Source organism: Peribacillus sp. FSL E2-0159, from assembly GCF_038643155.1.
In the GTDB taxonomy this organism is placed as follows: Bacteria; Bacillota; Bacilli; order Bacillales; family DSM-1321; genus Peribacillus; species Peribacillus simplex.
The window spans coordinates 3198565-3214843 of the sequence record NZ_CP152053.1; the positions used below are offsets into that span (position 1 = coordinate 3198565).

General features: G+C 38.3%; 15 protein-coding genes. 4 read left to right on the forward strand and 11 right to left on the reverse strand.

Annotation, left to right across the window (positions count from 1 at the left end):
- Positions 1-7 precede the first annotated feature (7 nt).
- The 5 genes from NYE63_RS15555 to NYE63_RS15575 all read right to left on the reverse strand — a co-directional run bounded on the left by NYE63_RS15555 (position 8) and on the right by NYE63_RS15575 (position 6594).
- Entirely contained in the window at positions 8-988 is a 981-nt protein-coding gene (locus tag NYE63_RS15555) for an ABC transporter permease (protein ID WP_342601784.1), read from the reverse strand.
- Entirely contained in the window at positions 981-1895 is a 915-nt protein-coding gene (locus tag NYE63_RS15560; protein ID WP_342601785.1) for an ABC transporter ATP-binding protein, read from the reverse strand. The genes NYE63_RS15555 and NYE63_RS15560 overlap by 8 nt, the downstream gene beginning before the upstream one ends.
- Positions 1892-2683, reverse strand: coding sequence for an SGNH/GDSL hydrolase family protein (locus NYE63_RS15565; protein ID WP_342601786.1), 792 nt, complete (start codon positions 2681-2683; stop codon positions 1892-1894). Before NYE63_RS15565 ends, NYE63_RS15560 begins: the two co-directional genes overlap by 4 nt.
- A gap of 512 nt (positions 2684-3195) precedes the next feature.
- The gene (locus NYE63_RS15570) at positions 3196-4407 is read right to left on the reverse strand and encodes an MFS transporter (protein ID WP_342601787.1); all 1212 of its coding nucleotides are present in this window, start codon (positions 4405-4407) and stop codon (positions 3196-3198) included.
- 54 nt (positions 4408-4461) lie between these two features.
- Positions 4462-6594, reverse strand: a complete 2133-nt coding sequence (locus NYE63_RS15575; RefSeq protein ID WP_342601788.1) for a PAS domain S-box protein — start codon at positions 6592-6594, stop codon at positions 4462-4464.
- 380 nt (positions 6595-6974) lie between these two features.
- Here NYE63_RS15575 and NYE63_RS15580 point away from each other — a divergent pair, with 380 nt between their 5' ends.
- Positions 6975-7883, forward strand: a complete 909-nt coding sequence (locus NYE63_RS15580) for a YitT family protein (protein WP_342601789.1) — start codon at positions 6975-6977, stop codon at positions 7881-7883.
- A gap of 87 nt (positions 7884-7970) precedes the next feature.
- On the opposite strand, the gene NYE63_RS15585 is transcribed toward NYE63_RS15580, so the two are convergent.
- From NYE63_RS15585 to NYE63_RS15600, 4 genes are all read right to left on the reverse strand, one after another.
- Positions 7971-8165 carry a cold-shock protein gene (locus NYE63_RS15585; RefSeq protein WP_034307294.1) on the reverse strand — a complete coding sequence of 65 codons (195 nt, stop codon included), beginning with the start codon at positions 8163-8165 and terminating at the stop codon, positions 7971-7973.
- An 876-nt stretch (positions 8166-9041) separates the two neighbouring features.
- Complete coding sequence (locus NYE63_RS15590; RefSeq protein ID WP_061463486.1) at positions 9042-9248, reverse strand: cold-inducible protein YdjO-related protein; 207 nt, start codon at positions 9246-9248, stop codon at positions 9042-9044.
- Between the two features lie 127 nt (positions 9249-9375).
- Positions 9376-11505 (reverse strand): DNA helicase RecQ, encoded by a 2130-nt coding sequence (recQ, locus tag NYE63_RS15595; RefSeq protein WP_342601790.1) that lies wholly within the window; start codon positions 11503-11505, stop codon positions 9376-9378.
- 149 nt (positions 11506-11654) lie between these two features.
- Entirely contained in the window at positions 11655-12539 is an 885-nt protein-coding gene (locus NYE63_RS15600) for a LysM peptidoglycan-binding domain-containing protein (RefSeq protein WP_342601791.1), read from the reverse strand.
- 256 nt (positions 12540-12795) lie between these two features.
- Here NYE63_RS15600 and NYE63_RS15605 point away from each other — a divergent pair, with 256 nt between their 5' ends.
- From NYE63_RS15605 to cotJC, 3 genes are read left to right on the forward strand one after another with little or no spacing between them, the layout of a single operon-like run.
- Positions 12796-13029, forward strand: coding sequence for a spore coat associated protein CotJA (locus NYE63_RS15605; protein ID WP_342601792.1), 234 nt, complete (start codon positions 12796-12798; stop codon positions 13027-13029).
- Positions 13030-13296: a spore coat protein CotJB gene (locus NYE63_RS15610; protein WP_063234474.1), complete on the forward strand. Its 267-nt coding sequence runs from the start codon at positions 13030-13032 to the stop codon at positions 13294-13296. It abuts the gene before it with no gap.
- A gap of 12 nt (positions 13297-13308) precedes the next feature.
- Complete coding sequence (gene cotJC / locus NYE63_RS15615) at positions 13309-13878, forward strand: spore coat protein CotJC (protein ID WP_342601793.1); 570 nt, start codon at positions 13309-13311, stop codon at positions 13876-13878.
- Between the two features lie 580 nt (positions 13879-14458).
- Here cotJC and NYE63_RS15620 read toward each other — a convergent pair.
- Positions 14459-14608, reverse strand: a complete 150-nt coding sequence (locus NYE63_RS15620; protein WP_342601794.1) for a hypothetical protein — start codon at positions 14606-14608, stop codon at positions 14459-14461.
- A gap of 525 nt (positions 14609-15133) precedes the next feature.
- Positions 15134-16006 carry a S1-like domain-containing RNA-binding protein gene (locus NYE63_RS15625; RefSeq protein WP_342601795.1) on the reverse strand — a complete coding sequence of 291 codons (873 nt, stop codon included), beginning with the start codon at positions 16004-16006 and terminating at the stop codon, positions 15134-15136.
- Positions 16007-16279 lie beyond the last annotated feature (273 nt).

The window sequence follows — 16279 nt, forward strand, 5'->3', positions numbered from 1 at the left end:
CTGTTTCTCAGTATACATCCCTCCGGGTAAACACTGTAAAAGATACAATTAAAGCAAGAGCCCACCAAACGAGCAGGGTAATGACAGAGGATAATAAAGTCATCCCCTCTATCGGTGGAGCCGTACCACTAATATAAGCAGTCAACTTCAAATTCACCATAAAGAAATATTTCGCTGATTCCCATGATGACACCATATTGTTCAATATAGCCCCGGAAATCAATGCAGCCAGCATGATGCCCATGCCTGCAGGGGTGCTTCTCACTAAAACCGAAAGCATGAAAGAAAGGGTCCCTACAACCACCGCCACCAGCCAGACAAGTCCTAAATCCATCAATAGGAATTTCCATTGTTCAACTAACCTAACTTGACTGACATCCACATCAGCGCCCTTCAATTCGAATCCGGTTATTACGGGGGCGTCCCATCCTTGATACCCGAAAACGATTCCTGATAAAAGGTAAGACAATAAGGCGGTCATCGCCACGATAATCGAAACCGATAATAATAATGTTACATATTTGCTCAATAAGATTTTCCAGCGCTCCACTGGCCTTGTCAGCAGAAGCTTGATCGTGCCTTGCCCATTTTCGGAAGAAACCATATCACTAGCCACAATCATGATCAACAGCGGAATGAACAAATCAATTGCATTTTCCAAAAACATGCGTGTAAAAGTGGCTGCGCCTGGCTCTGAGGGGTTGATATCATGATCAAGATAATATTGCTGCTGCTTCAGACTTACTTGCAGCTGTTCACGCCACTCATCCAGCATCCTATTCGAACCCAATCGATTTTGAGTATCAATGATTTGCTGCTGAAGCGCTGCACGCCAATCATCAGTTCCCAGCTTCTCCCGCTGCTCTTCCACTTGTTTGTATTGGGCATATGTAAACATCAGCACTAAAATTCCTACGATGATACCGATTATGATTAGCCGTTTCTTTGCCAACAACTTCATCATTTCATTTTGAACCAAGTTATTCAATGCCTGCACCTCCGACACCGGTAACTTGCAAAAACAACTCTTCCAATCCCGGGAGCTTTCGATTCATTTCATGCACCCTCACCCCTGCTTGATTAAGTGCAGCATTCCATTCGGGTGTTTTGAGTTCATCATAAGCTGTAATGATAAATTTTTGATCCAGGGTAATATCGGTGAAGCTGCTAAGAATTTCCGCTCCCTTTTGAATAGGTTCCACACGCCAAATTATTCGCTCCTGCGTGGATAATAAGTTTTCCACTGTATCCGTTTTGATAATTTCCCCACCTTTAATAATTGCGACCCGGTCACAAAGTTGCTGTATTTCACCTAATAAGTGTGAAGAAACCAGAACACTCATGCCTTCTTCTTCAGCCAACTTTCTGATGAATTGTCGCATTTCACGGATTCCGGCAGGATCTAGACCGTTAGTCGGTTCATCCAAAATTAACAACTTAGGGCTGTTCAGCATTGCCTGTGCGATTCCTAAACGCTGCCTCATACCTAACGAATAGGTCTTCACTTTATCGTGAATTCTCGCTTGCAGACCGACGAGTTCAACAACCTCGATCATTCTTGTTTCGTCAACTTCAGGTAACATTCTTGCAAAGTGGAGCAAATTATTCCACCCGCTCAAAAATGGATATAACTCTGGGTTTTCAACAATGCAGCCCATTTGCTTCATTGCCTTCGTAAATTCCTGACGAACATCATACCCGCATATATGGATGGAACCCGAGGTTGGCTTAATCAAACCGACCAACATACGGATCGTCGTCGTCTTACCTGCTCCATTCGGTCCTAAAAAGCCGAAAACCTCACCTTCATTCAACTCAAAATCTATTCCCTTAATAATCTCCCTTTTGCCAATCTTTTTTTTCAAGTCCCTAACAGACAATGTCACCTGTTTCATCGTTCCACATCCTCCCATTTTATTAGAGGAGCAACTCTATCAGCAATTAAACGATACCCCTTTTTATTAGGATGAAATTTATCTGAATACAAATACTCATTTACAGACAATTGGAATAAATCAAATGTTGGAACGAAAATTGCATTTTCATAAAGAGCAACAACTTCTGCCGTTTCATTATTCCAGTCCCGTACGATGCGGTTCGTATCAAAGTCTTCATCCAAATCTATAAATGGATTATATAGGCCAAGCAACAAAATGGTAGCTGTATCATTAACTTTATTGATATCTTTAAAAATTTCATGTAAATTTCCCAAGAAATTCTTTTGTGATACAGATACAGCTTCACGATCATATTCAAGCAGGGTCTGCCCTTTTTGAAATAAATCGTTACCCCCGATTGTAACTAAAATAACATCAGCTGCCTGGATTTGGCGCTTCACTTCCGGTTGTTTCACTTGCTGTACCAATTCTTTAGACACTTGTCCATTAATTCCGAGGTTATGAATGATTGGTTTTCTATTATATTCACTCTTCAAATCTTCAACAACAAGTCCAACGTAGCCTTTGCCTGTTTCATCACCTGTGCCACGTGTCAATGAATCACCAATCGCCACTACGGTAAAATCATCAGGAAGATCATTTTTAATGGTGGTTTCTTCAATTGCTTCCGTATCGGAAGTTCCTTTTACATAATGGTCAATAATCGCCCATCCAAGGCAAAATAAAAAAAACAGTCCGATAAGAGCTGATACGATGGTAGTAGCCAACACTTTTGGTTTGCTCAAAAACACTCATCCTTCCATTCATTCTCTATCTTCCATTAAATCATATTTTTTCCAAAAACGAAAAACTGATTGATGTGGTTAAAATTACCAAATTTCCTTACCCCAATCGTTAACAACATTTCTTTTATAAACTGCGCTCTTCTCCTTTTTCAATAAAAAAGGCAGAAAGGGATTAAATGAGTCCCATTCCGCCTTTTTTGAATTACTGTTTAATCGTTTCTTGACCTCATGGAATTCCCTATGATTTTGTCAGCTCTTTTTGACCAATAGGTTGCAGGCAATGGCCCGGAAATATTTTGCCAAACACTGAAGATGGCACACGGGACGTCCGCAAGGGATAACATTGACTTCTGACAATTAACCTGTCATTTAAGCATGTTTAAGCTATTTATCATTAAAGGAGCCGTTCCCAAAAACCTGTACATGTACAAGTAAAAAAAGACCTTTTCACCGTGGAAGGTAAAGAGGTCTCTCGCTTTGAATAAGAAAAAATTTCCAAAAGATATTTTCCATCATTTTTCTAATATTCCTATGGATTTTCCCATTACTTTTAATTTTTTATCTAACCTCATGAGCCATATTGTAAGCAGCATCCCAATCAGCGTGAGTAAACCATAAAATAAATAGACCGCATATATACCTGATTTATCCAAGATTATCCCGCCGCTGAAGGTACTGAACCAGTTCCCCAATCCATTGCCAATGGCGGAATAAAGCGTTATTGCTGTTACTGTTATACGTGCAGGGACAACTTCCCTGATATATTGTAAAGCTGCTGGAATGAATAAGCCAAGTGAAAACCCTTGAATGATCGAAGTCACATATACGGTAGCCAAAGTGGGTTCTGTGAAGTACAAAACCCAGCGGACCAACGAAGCCGTTCCAGCCAATAAGGTAATTGGCAGCAGGCCTATTTTATAAATCCAAGTACCTGCCATTCTCATAAAGGGTATTTCCGATAATACAGCTAAAAGGAACGCAATGCCAATGCCTGTATATGTTCCGCCTCTTGCCTCTACAAACAAACCATAGTATACATTATTTGCAAGATTGGGACCAAAAAGCAAGAACGTTATAGCAAGAAAGATAAGAAAACGTTTCATAGTAATCAATTCTTTCATTCCACCGAAAAGTTTCACCTTTCCCCCAGGTGGCTCTTCGGGCAAACGAAGAGCAAGACAAGCCGCGATCAACAGACCGAAGAAAAAGGCATAAAATATAACGGAAGGGCCCATGAAGGATTCAGATAACTTTCCCATTACAAAAACGGCCACACCGTAACCAAGAGATCCGAATAAACGGATTTTCCCATAATTCGATTTGATTTTTGTTGTATATTGAAGAGTGATGCTATCTGAAACTGGTATTATCGCACTTTGAAAGATAGCCAAAGCGATTGCGACGGATACTATAAGTAAATAGTGCTCGAACAGCAAGTATCCTAAACCAAATACACCAGCAAGCAACGATGTCATTGCAAGTATTTTGGCTGGTTTCCCACTCCAATCACAGACAATTCCCCAAAAAGGTTGAAAAACGATCATCACTATCGGTCCAACAGACATGATCGTACCTATTTCAATACCGGACAAACCTGCCTCATTGGCCAAATAAACGCTTAATAGCGGTGTTAAACTTCCCACTGCAAAAAAAGAAAAAAGGTAAAATACCTTCAAGCTAATAATATTGACGTGCTTTTGTTTTTCCAAATCCAGTTCCCCCATGCAGACATCTTCTACAAAGTGTTGATTTTTTTCATTACTTCCTATTTAGTCATTTTAAACAGGAAGCACGATTTTAAAGATTGTACCTTTATTGACCTCACTCTCAACAAAGACATTCCCCAAATGGCTTTCTATAATTTTAAAGCTGATCATTAGACCTAACCCATTACCAGATTTTTTCGTTGTGAAAAATGGTTCTCCTAGTCTCTTAAGCTGTTCTGGCGGCATTCCAATTCCTGTGTCGATAATGGATATATGCACTTTATCCTCTTTAAGTTCAGTGATGACTTTTATGAACCCACCATCAGGCATAGCTTCCATTCCATTTTTTATGAAGTTCAATATGACTTGTTTTAATCGATTCTCATCACAACGAACGAGGATCTCTTCTACATTACAATCCGAAATCAGTGTGATGTTCCTCTTCCTGGCTTCAAACTCCGTCAAAGATACAACGTTTTGAACGATCGGCACAAGATTCTTCGTTTCCAATATCAAGGCCTGTGGTTTGGCCAATTGTAAGAACTCTTCAACTATCTCATTCACACGATTGATTTCGTCCATGATTATTTCTAGATATTCTTGTTTATTTTCGTCCGTTTCATCCAATTGTAAAAATTCCGTATACCCTTTCATGGAGGTGAGCGGATTCCGTATTTCATGTGCCACCCCAGCAGCAAGCTGACCGACAGCGGCTAATTTATCCTGCCGATGGAGCATCTCTTCCGATTGTTTACGCTCAGTTATGTCATATCTAAGTGCCAAAAACTGAAATGGCTTTCCTTCTTCGCTGAAAAAAGGAACAATTGTTGTATCGACCCAATAAAAACTACCGTCTTTCGCCTTGTTTCTAATTTCACCTTTCCACACTTTCCGTTCATGGACGGTCTTCCACATTTGTTCAAAGAATTCCTTTGAGTGGTATCCAGAATTAACTATCTTATGGGTATGTCCTATCAATTCACCTCTTCCATAACCGGAAACCTCCGAGAACTTTTCATTCACTTCGATTATGACTCCTTTATAATCGGTAATCGCCACAATCAAGGATTGGTTGATTGCATAATGCATATCTTCCAGTTCCTTGATTGACCCCTTTAAGGCATTTTCTGCTATTTTACGACTGGAAATATCCGAACGGATGGAAATATATTGATATGGTTTACCCTTTTTCATAAAAGGAACGATAGTTGTATCCACCCAATAAACATTACCATCTTTAGCTCGATTGCATATTTCACCATTCCATGTTTTTCCTTGGGTGATCGTCAGCCATAAGTCAGTGAAAAATTCTTTTCCATGATAACCAGAATTGATGATGGAATGATTTTTCCCTATTAGTTCATGTTTTTCATATTGTGATATTTCCAGGAATTTTTCGTTAACGTATGTAATGATTCCTTTTGCATCCGTGATGGCGACAATTGCCGATTGATCTAAAGCATAACGGATATCGCTCACAGTATTATCACTTTTTGCCAACCGCCGGCCTACGATCGTACTTGAAGCTATCAAGCTGGCAAGGATGAATAATGAAACAAAGCATGTAAGATAAAGCATAAATGGAGTGAGTGGAACAAATTCACCCGTTTCACTTTTCGCGTTCATGGGCAATACTCTCAAAAAAAGATAATAGCCTTCAATGATTGCCCCACTCATCATGAGTGTACTGACTGGTTTTAGCGAAGATTGACTTAATTTATTAAAATAAAATAATATTGCAAGCGCTGCTACGAATAAAATAAAGATACTGAAAAGCGTACTAAAGACCGACAATGGGCTAAAGTGCAAAGAGTGGTTTAATGAAGATGTTCCCATTATATAGTTAGATAATATGGCCATCGTAAACATAAAGCCGCAAAAAACGATTTGCAGCACTTTTGTTTTATACGATATGGCTAATAACCCAACCCCTGCGAGAGCAATCGCCAATGCTAACGAAAAAATTATTGTAGAAAATTTGTATGCTGCCAATCCTGAATTATCGAGGGTGAATATGATCACAAAATTAAGTGTCCAAATAGCCACTCCCATAGAGCAGCTGCACCCTATATACACCAGACGTTTATATTTCTCTATCGTCAATAATGTTGTCAGTAAATCCAACGCCGTATAACACGCCATTATTATCAAAAGTACTGCAATCATAAAGAGGACAGGATTTGATGCCACTATTGAATGTTCCATTTTTTTACTCTATCACCTCAACCGTTCTATTCTCCTATATTGTAATGGAAATCCATAGTACCTCAAAGGTTTTTTATTTCCTAACTCCTATATATTTTACACACTTATTCTTTTGGTGCACCCCTATCTCAAGAAAATGCAGATTTCTTTCATAAAATCAATAAAATGAGAAATACTATTGTTTTGTATGGAGTAGAATAGGAATACATGTAATGACAAGCTTTCACAAATCCCTGCTTCATCATTGCGGGACATTATCAATAAAAATAATTATTCAGGAATATATTAATCAAGAATGTTAATTACTTTATTTAATTATACCTATACGTTTATAATTAAATAGAACTTATATATAGAGAGAAGGAGTGGGGGGCATGATTATGTCAGACCTAGCGGGTGCAAGTACAACAGAAATTATGCAAAAGAAGACCCAGCATAAAAAATTAACACTGAGACAAATATTACAGAGAGGTCTATTAATTACAATCGGTGCGGTTTTGATGGCTGTCGGCCTCGAGATTTTTTTAGTGCCGAATAACGTAATCGACGGGGGCATAACGGGTATATCGATTATGTTATCTTACATCACTGGATGGAAGCTCGGTATCTTTCTTTTCATTTTGAATCTTCCTTTCTTTTTTATCGGTTATAAACAGATCGGAAAAACCTTCGCATTATCTACTCTTTATGGAATTTTAGTCCTTTCCATTACCACTACATTGCTTCATCATGTACCAGCTTTCACTCAAGATATCCTCCTAGCGTCCGCTTTCGGCGGAATGATTCTTGGCATTGGTGTTGGAATGGTCATTCGATATGGCGGCTCATTGGATGGTACAGAAATACTTGCCATACTCGCCAGCAAGAAGCTTCCTTTTTCCGTTGGGGAGATCGTCATGTTTTTTAATTTATTCATCCTTGGCAGTGCGGGCTTCGTTTTCTCGTGGGATCGTGCCATGTATTCGATCATAGCTTACTTCGTGGCATATAAAACGATGGATATCGTCATCGCAGGTTTGGACGAATCCAAATTTGTTTGGATAATCAGTGATGAATTTGATGATATCGGCCAAGCCATTATGAATCGCCTTGGACGGGGCGTAACCTTTTTAGCTGGCGAAGGTGCTTATTCTGGTGATGATAAAAAAGTCATCTTTTGTGTAATAAACAGGCTTGAGGAAGCTAAACTTAAAGAGATAGTCAAAAGCTTCGATCCATCTGCATTTCTTGCCGTAGGGGATATCGCGGAAGTTCGAGGCGGTCGATTCAAGAAAAAAGATATCCACTGATCATTCACTTGCTTTTTGCCGCATCCGATTGGCAAAAAGATAAAAAAAGCTGAAGGGGGAATCCCCTTCAGCTTTTTTTATACAGCCTTAATAGTTTCTTGGATTGTTGATTGCTTGAAGCATTCTGGTGCCGGGTTTCATCTCGCTGCTACATAGCGGACAAACGTGTTCATCATTACTTGTAAAGTTATCGCGAATCCAACCTTTGCAATCTTCTGATGTACATTCCCACACCTTTGTTTCTTCAGGAATGATTTCTTCCGTATTATTTCTTCTATACATGTATCTCACTCCTTAGAATTGAATTGACTCCGTCCTGAATAACAGATCACAAGCCATAAAGATAAAAGAAGAATAGATGGCGTTTAATCTAAATTGTGAGTAAATACCCATTCGCAAATCTAAGTTTTGATAATTGTCCTTTCATCCAAACTTTTTGAATGGGAAGAACTTGAGATTACGACATGAATTTTTAATATCTCTTTATCCATTATACCATATATATGCTTTATATATTTGAGTAAAGATTCTAAATAAGAAATGATTCCTTTAATGTCTGTTCTAATCCAGAAAATAAAACACAGTCCCTGACTTACCCTTCAAGATAATAGAGACTGCGCTGTTTAAGAATCCATTCCATATGGTTCTTCCTGCTCATTCGGTGAACATTTCAAAGCGAATTGAGCATGAGAGTAATTTTTAGTGCCAAAACCTAAAACAATGAAAGCCCTGCCTCTCTCCCATCCATACGGTTCCTAGACCGTGCCTGCGAGAATCAGATAAAAGCTTGTAAGTACATGTTTATTAATTAAAACCGTCCGTAATTCCAATTGGGTACATTAAATTCCAAAAGATAAATGGTACATAGAAGTAAGTTAATGAAGAACAGAAATGGATCGAGGAAAATACTTGGTGATTACATGTATTTCTTTTTTCTAGATGTGTTTAACTTGTTTCTACTTCATCATGAAAATGATGAAAAATTATTTTATTAATAAAAATGTTACTTTAAATTACCCTCCAGTGCATTCTTTTCATAACACTGAAATTTAATAATACCATACATATTTTTATATGTAAAGCATTAATCGAGAATGAAACCACTCCGGCATACTTCTTTCTTAAAATAAAAAATAAAGAGGCTATGATTCACCTCTTTTATTTAAACGCATTATACTCATTTTCAATTTTTGGAAGTTCCCTAACTTCCTCAACTAATTGACTTCCACACATTGGGCAATCATAGTTTTCCGAGGCAAAGTCTTTTCTCATCCAACCATTGCAATCTGCTGATCCGCACGCATATACTATCGTATCTTCCATAACGATTTCTGGTTCCTCTGAATTCTTTTTACCAAAATACATGAGCAACCTCCTCTTTTTATATATAGACTCTGATTATAAAGGCGCGAAATTTCACCTTTTTATCATTCCTAGTATACGCATTAATCCAAATTCTTATTTATTCAATGAAGAAATTAACAAAAAAACCTTAACACCTTTCGTTTTCCAACCCTGCTTTAACCAAGATCGCTTTAATCATGAAGTAGGAAATATGCTCAGGCAGTACTTCTTTTAGTGGTTTCAATTTTTCAGAATCCAATTGTTTCGCAGTTTCCAAAACAAGATCATACTCTTTATCCAAGAATATCTCTTCCCATTTGATTTCCAAGTGTTCTTCTGCACACTTTAATAAATGATTTTCAATTGAAATGGAAGACAGCCCTCTCAATGTCCCAATTTCCTTGATTGATTTGCCTTCCTGATATAAGCGATAGCTTTCTAAGTGAGATGGTTTAGTAGCTCGCTTTACCGTTTCCTTTGTAACCATAGTATTCGTTTCTAATTCAGGATGTGCCTGTACATACTGGGAAATCCCCTGTAAGAACATGGATCCGAAGCGTTCAAATTTCTGCATGCCTACACCTTTAACTTCCAGGAATTCCTCTTCCGTCCTCGGCAGTTTGAGGGCCATATCTTTTAAAGATGCATCGGAAAAAATAATGAATGGAGGTACATTTTCCTTACTTGCCAATTCTTTTCTTAACTGTCTCAACTCTTCGAACAACCCATGATCCGCACTGATGCTGCTTACTTTTTTTATTTCCTTACGCAGAACTTTTTTCTGTCCCAATAGCACTTCCCTGCCAGCATTGGTAACCTTAAGGACCGGAAACTGCCCGCCCGTCATTTCGATGTACTGTTTCGCAGTCAGGAAATCAATGAAATCACCTACATCCTTCGCAGATTGATCATTGATGATTCCATAGGTTGAAAGCTTCTGGAATCCGAACTCTTCAATTTTCTTATTGCGTGATCCCGTAAGCACTTGGGAGATCATCGTTTTACCGAATCGCTCACCCATCCGTAACATACATGAAAGGACCATCTGTGCCTGTGTAGTCACTTCAACAGAGTCACGTTTGTCTGTACAATTTTCGCAATGACCGCAATCTTCAGGGTTTTCTTCTCCAAAGTATCGCAGAATGAAGGCTTGCAAGCACCCCTCGGTAAAACAATAATCCTTCATTCTGTTCAATTTCTTCAATTCCTGGGATTGCCACTCCTGCGAGGGATTTGATTGATCAATCAAGAAACGCTGTATCTGCATATCCTGAGGGGAATATAAGAGGATACATTCACTATCCAAACCATCCCTCCCTGCACGGCCCGCTTCCTGATAATAACTCTCCATGTTCTTTGGGGTTTGGTAATGGATGACGTATCTAACATTAGACTTATCGATTCCCATCCCAAAGGCAGAAGTCGCTACCATCAAAGGAACGTCATCACGAATGAATTGGTCTTGCTGTTCCGAACGGTCTTGTTCATTCATACCAGCATGGTATCGACCTGTTTTGAATCCGGCTTTAATAAGCTTGGCATACAAGGAATCGACTTCTTTCCTAGTGGCTGCATATATGATACCCGATTCATTTTTATTTTTCTCTAAATAGCGCATTAAAAACCGGCCGCGATTTTCTTCTTTCACAACGGAAAAGAACAGGTTATCTCTGGAAAATCCCGTTGATATTGTATGCTGCTTTGATATTCCGAGCGACTGACATATATCATCGGTCACATTCGGTGTGGCCGTTGCCGTTAATGCCAGGACAGTCGGAGCTGATGGCATGTTTTTCAATAAGGTTTTGATCTTTAAATAGCTTGGTCTGAAGTCATGTCCCCATTGAGATATACAGTGAGCCTCATCAATGGCAACCAACGAAATTTCCACATTAAATAGATCCTGTTGAAATGCAGGATTTTCCAATCGCTCAGGTGCCACATAAACCAACTTATATCTACCGTGCTTAATATCATTCATTCTATTGGATGATTCTAACCCAGAAATGGAGCTATTAAGAAATGTGGCATCAATCCCATTTTGTTCGAGGGCATCTACTTGGTCCTTCATCAAGGAAATAAGTGGGGATATCACGAGTGTTACACCTGGTAACAGAAGGGCTGGAATTTGGTAACATATTGATTTACCACCGCCAGTAGGCATGATTCCCGCTGTGTTTATTCCTCCCAATACCTGTCCGATAATCTGTTCCTGACCTTTTCGGAATGACTCATAACCAAAGTATTCTTGTAAATAATCACGTGCTTTTTTCATCAAATTACTACTCCTCCTCTTTACCTTGTAAGGATTTATAAGGATCTATTTCTTTCATTGTACCTGCTTTTCCCGTGAACCAAAAGTAAAAGCAGACACATTATGTCTGTGTCTGCTTTTTTCTATATATAAACATGTTTTGCATGGTTTAATTAATTCAGGATTTGAACTTTAACGTTTTTAACGCCCCAATTCACGGCATCTTTTTCGTTAGGTACAAAAATGTCCACTCTATTCCCTTTGATGGCACTGCCTGTATCAGCTGCCGTCGCGTAGCCATAACCCTCTACATAAACTTTAGATCCAAGCGGAATGACTGATGGATCGACGGAAATCACTTTTGCATCAGGATTAGCTTTCAAGTTAACTCCTGTGGCTGTTGTTCCGCTGCAGCCTTGACAATCAGCCGTATAGGCAGTTGCTCTGACAGTGATCTCTTTTTCGATTCCTGCTTGATCGTTGGACTCATTTGTGTCTGCTTTTTCTGATGATTCTGCTGGTTCCGATTGTTCTACTGGCTTTGTTTGTTCAACTGGTTCCGATTGTTCTACTGGCTTTGTTTGTTCAACTGGTTCCGATTGTTCTACTGGCTTTGTTTGTTCTGTTTTTTCTGCTTGTTCTACTGGTGCAGATTGCTCTGATTTCTGCGCAGGCCCTACACTTGCAGCTTCGACTTTGTTAGCTGCAGGTTTAATGACCATGTCTTGACCAGGATGGATTGTATCTGAATTTAAACCGTTCCAAGATTTAATATCATTTACTGCTACATCATATTTGTCTGCAATTTCCGATAATGTGTCCCCTGACTTTACTTTATAATGCTCTTCTTGAGAAATATGTATGGTTTCTCCGGCATAAATCATGTCTGAAGACAAATCGTTCCAAGACTTAATATCTTCTATTGATACTTTATAAGTTTGAGATATCCCCCATAATGTGTCTCCATCTTTCACTTTGACATCTTCTGCTTGTACCGGAATTGTGAATGCACCGGATATTGCAGCCGCTGCCGCTAACGATAAGATTGATTTTTTCATATGTTGTTACCTCCTTGTGAGCTACTTTATAAGCTACGAGTTAAATCTTAACATAGTTTTTTCCTATACAAAGAACAAACAGATAAAGAATAGATGACAAACATCACAGTAAGATAACGGGACTATAACAATAATTTATAATATTCTGAAAAAACATCATTTTCCAGAAAATTTCCTTTCCAGACCAGGGGAGTCATATTATGCATTACCCAGGCATAAAAATTAAAGGCTATATCTTTACAAAGGAGGTATTTTTGTGACTCGCGAAAAGACATTTACCTTAGTTAAGTCATATAAACCTTTCCATAGTAAATTCGATCCTTGCCCGCCTATTGGGAGAAAGTACTTCAGGACACCTCCTAATTTGTATATTACTTTTCAACCGCCGAATTTGGAGCAGTTCACACCGGAGGAAGCTTTGAAATCCGGTACACTTTGGAAATTCTTTTATGATTTTTATGATAATCCATATCGGGAAAGGGAGACATAAATGAATAAGAAACTGGATGATGAATATTATCAGTTGCTTGAACAAATACAAGCTGCGGATTTCGTACTTGTCGAGTTGACTCTTTATTTGGATACACATCCTAACGATCAGCAAGCATTACAGCAATTCAATCAATTTCATGAATACTCCAAACAATTGAAATCGGTTTTTGAGCCTAAATATGGTCCATTATTGGGTTTTGGAAACAGTCCAGGCGGTGAAAATAAATGGGAATGGGGCCAAGGCCCTTGGCCATGGCAGGTATAAGGAGAGATATCTATGTGGGTTTATGAAAAGAAGCTGCAATATCCAGTTAAAGTAAGAGACTGTAATCCTCAATTGGCAAAATATTTAATAGAACAATACGGGGGTGCTGATGGCGAGTTGGCTGCAGCACTCCGATACTTAAATCAACGATATACAATTCCTGATAAAGTGATTGGCCTGCTTACGGATATCGGAACCGAAGAATTTGCCCATCTGGAAATGATCGCCACGATGATTTATAAGCTTACAAAAGACGCCACCCCTCAGCAGATGGCTGCAGCAGGCCTAGGTGACCATTATGCCAATCATGATAGTGCCCTTTTTTATCATGACGCAGCAGGAAATCCATTTACTGCCACATATATCCAAGCCAAAGGCGACCCTATTGCAGATTTATATGAAGACATCGCCGCTGAAGAGAAGGCCAGAGCAACCTATCAGTGGTTGATCGACATCTCGGATGATCCTGATATCAATGATTCACTCAGGTTTTTGCGTGAGAGGGAAATTATCCATTCGATGAGGTTCAGGGAAGCTGTGGAGATTTTAAAAGAAGAAAAAGGTAAAAAGAAGTTTTATTAATGAAATTCACAAAAAAGCAGCGGAGAAAATTTAAAGATATATTAGATACAGGAGTATGGATAGTAAGGAATGATATTCCTACTGTCTTACATTCCATCTATGCTTATTAATCAGCTTTGTGTGTTCAGAAAACCATTCTAAGCGATTTTCAAACTTTCTAATGATGATTGATAAGCTAATTTTGTCTAAGGCTAACTCTAACTCATCATCTATCTATTTTTTTATATAAAGAATTCCATAATTGCGTAAACCTGTAAACCTTTTAACCTATAAACGTTGATATAGTAGGTTTTTTATAGGTTTACCTTTAAGTTATTAGAAGTAAATTCAGCGCATTGGTATTCCCTGACTTTCTTTGAGTGTGGGGTGTTGAGAAAGTATCTTGCTGAAAAGATCGAGACTTATCTTTTTATTCAGCTACCAAGCCAAGTGAGTATCCAAATGTTTTAAAAATTTCTGCTGGAGTTTTGTCACCGAATCTGAAATTTATGGGAATAATAAACTCTATCATCAATTAAAAAAAGAACTTCGAATAAGAAAAACATAGGGAGATTTTAGTCTTCCTATGTTTTCATTCATATTATTTATCTGTTTGTTTTTGCTTCTTTTTCAAATACTCCGCACGTATTTTTTCAAGTTGCTGCTTTTTATCAAATTTGGCAGGCTTCTGTTTTTCATGAAACTTTGTCACAGCTACCTGACCTTTGTAATCCAATTGATATTTTCCCACTTTGTTCACCTACTTTTCTTGTCTTTAAAGAGAATCTATTCAACAAATATAATATACCTTATTTTACTGAAGTAAACCTTTATTGTTTTTTTGCAAAGTCTTTTTACTACTTGTTTTAAAAAAATCTACATCCCCAATATTTTTCTCCAAAAAATCACCCCTTGTTATTAACTTTTCTACTTATATCTGCCTTAATCCAAATATTACCTTATTCAATTAACCTACCCCTATAGTTTAATTACATTTCTTCACAATCTTATAACGACATTAACATAAATATCCATTTTTTTGTTTAGGAGTCTTATTCCATTAAATGGCCCGATTGCGGAACAAAAAATTCCTGCATATCAAATACAGGAATTTTAATCAAACTTTATTGTAAATTATCTAATTTTTTTACAAATTATCAGACTTTATTTTAAATCAACACCTGTAACGATAATTACTTGATAATTATCGTTACAGGCTTTTATTATCAAGCGAAAACGGGCTCTATATATTTTTAATTAAAACCCGCTGCCTTTTTCATTTACGGTCTGAAGAATATGTCCATCCATCTTCCTGGTAAATCTTTTCTTCCTTCATCAGTTTACCGAGAGCACGCTTGAACGCTCCCTTGCTTAAACCGAAGTGAAACTTGATATCATCAGGTGGCGTTTTGTCGCCATAAGGCATTGCACCGCCGCGATTCATTAAATAAGTGAAAATGACATCAGCATCTTCCCCCATTAAATCTTGTTTAAAGGGGATTAAAGAAACGTTAAGCGTTCCATCTTCTTTACTATCAATGACGCGCCCTTCAACTAATTCACCAAGACGGGGCTCTTCCTTGCGTTCACTTTCGTGTATGAAACAGCTGTATCCTTCTTGTGAAATAAAGAAAGACCCAACCATAAGCAAACGATAGACATTTCCCTTAATACTGGTGTTTCGGACTCCTTTTAAAGGAGCTGTCACTGCAATCTCCTGAATTACATCTTCCGTTGCAAGTTTACCAAACAGGCGGTCATTACGATCTGTCTTAAGGGATACATATAGACGATCACCAACCTCAGGCCATAAACGATCAATATTCGGAAGGTCGTCAAGGGATACAAGAATATCTTTAGAAAGACCGATGTCCACAAAAACACCCAGTTTCCTTTTCACATTGACAACTTCCGCCCAGCCATACTGATCAATCTGAATTTCGGGTATCTTCATTGTCGCTGTTAGCCTTGCTTGTTTGTCATGGTAGATGAACACAGTTACTTCATCCCCAAGCTCAAGTTCCGTTCCTTCACTCATTTCATTATGATGAAGTAAGACATCTTCTGAACCATCCGTTAAAAACCATCCGAAATCAGCCTTACGTTCCACTTCTAACTCTACAGCCATGCCGGCCTGAATTTTTTGCATGTATAAAAATCCTCCTGTAACTTACCTTTACCTACAATTGTACCCAATTATTTATTTTTCCAACATATTTGAATTTATCATTTTTTTGTTGTTCTGTATACCTATTACGGTTTTTTATTTTTTAGCCTTCGTATTCTTCATGAGATGCCTGCGGGATCAGAATCTGCCCTTGTTTACCGTTACTTAACATTGGCTCGGTTTATACGGTTTAACTAAATAATCCTTAGCTCCCAAGGAAATTCCCTTCTCCCTGTCGTCAAGTGCGGTCGAAAC

Coding starts and splice junctions, on each gene's coding strand:
- NYE63_RS15590 (WP_061463486.1), bottom strand. CDS start 9,248: ATGTATTTTGGTAAAAAGAATTCAGAGGAACCAGAAATCGTTATGGAA.
- NYE63_RS15585 (WP_034307294.1), bottom strand. CDS start 8,165: ATGTATAGAAGAAATAATACGGAAGAAATCATTCCTGAAGAAACAAAG.
- NYE63_RS15560 (WP_342601785.1), bottom strand. CDS start 1,895: ATGAAACAGGTGACATTGTCTGTTAGGGACTTGAAAAAAAAGATTGGC.
- NYE63_RS15610 (WP_063234474.1), top strand. CDS start 13,030: ATGAATAAGAAACTGGATGATGAATATTATCAGTTGCTTGAACAAATA.
- NYE63_RS15625 (WP_342601795.1), bottom strand. CDS start 16,006: ATGCAAAAAATTCAGGCCGGCATGGCTGTAGAGTTAGAAGTGGAACGT.
- NYE63_RS15600 (WP_342601791.1), bottom strand. CDS start 12,539: ATGAAAAAATCAATCTTATCGTTAGCGGCAGCGGCTGCAATATCCGGT.
- cotJC (WP_342601793.1), top strand. CDS start 13,309: ATGTGGGTTTATGAAAAGAAGCTGCAATATCCAGTTAAAGTAAGAGAC.
- NYE63_RS15575 (WP_342601788.1), bottom strand. CDS start 6,594: ATGGAACATTCAATAGTGGCATCAAATCCTGTCCTCTTTATGATTGCA.
- NYE63_RS15570 (WP_342601787.1), bottom strand. CDS start 4,407: ATGGGGGAACTGGATTTGGAAAAACAAAAGCACGTCAATATTATTAGC.
- NYE63_RS15580 (WP_342601789.1), top strand. CDS start 6,975: ATGTCAGACCTAGCGGGTGCAAGTACAACAGAAATTATGCAAAAGAAG.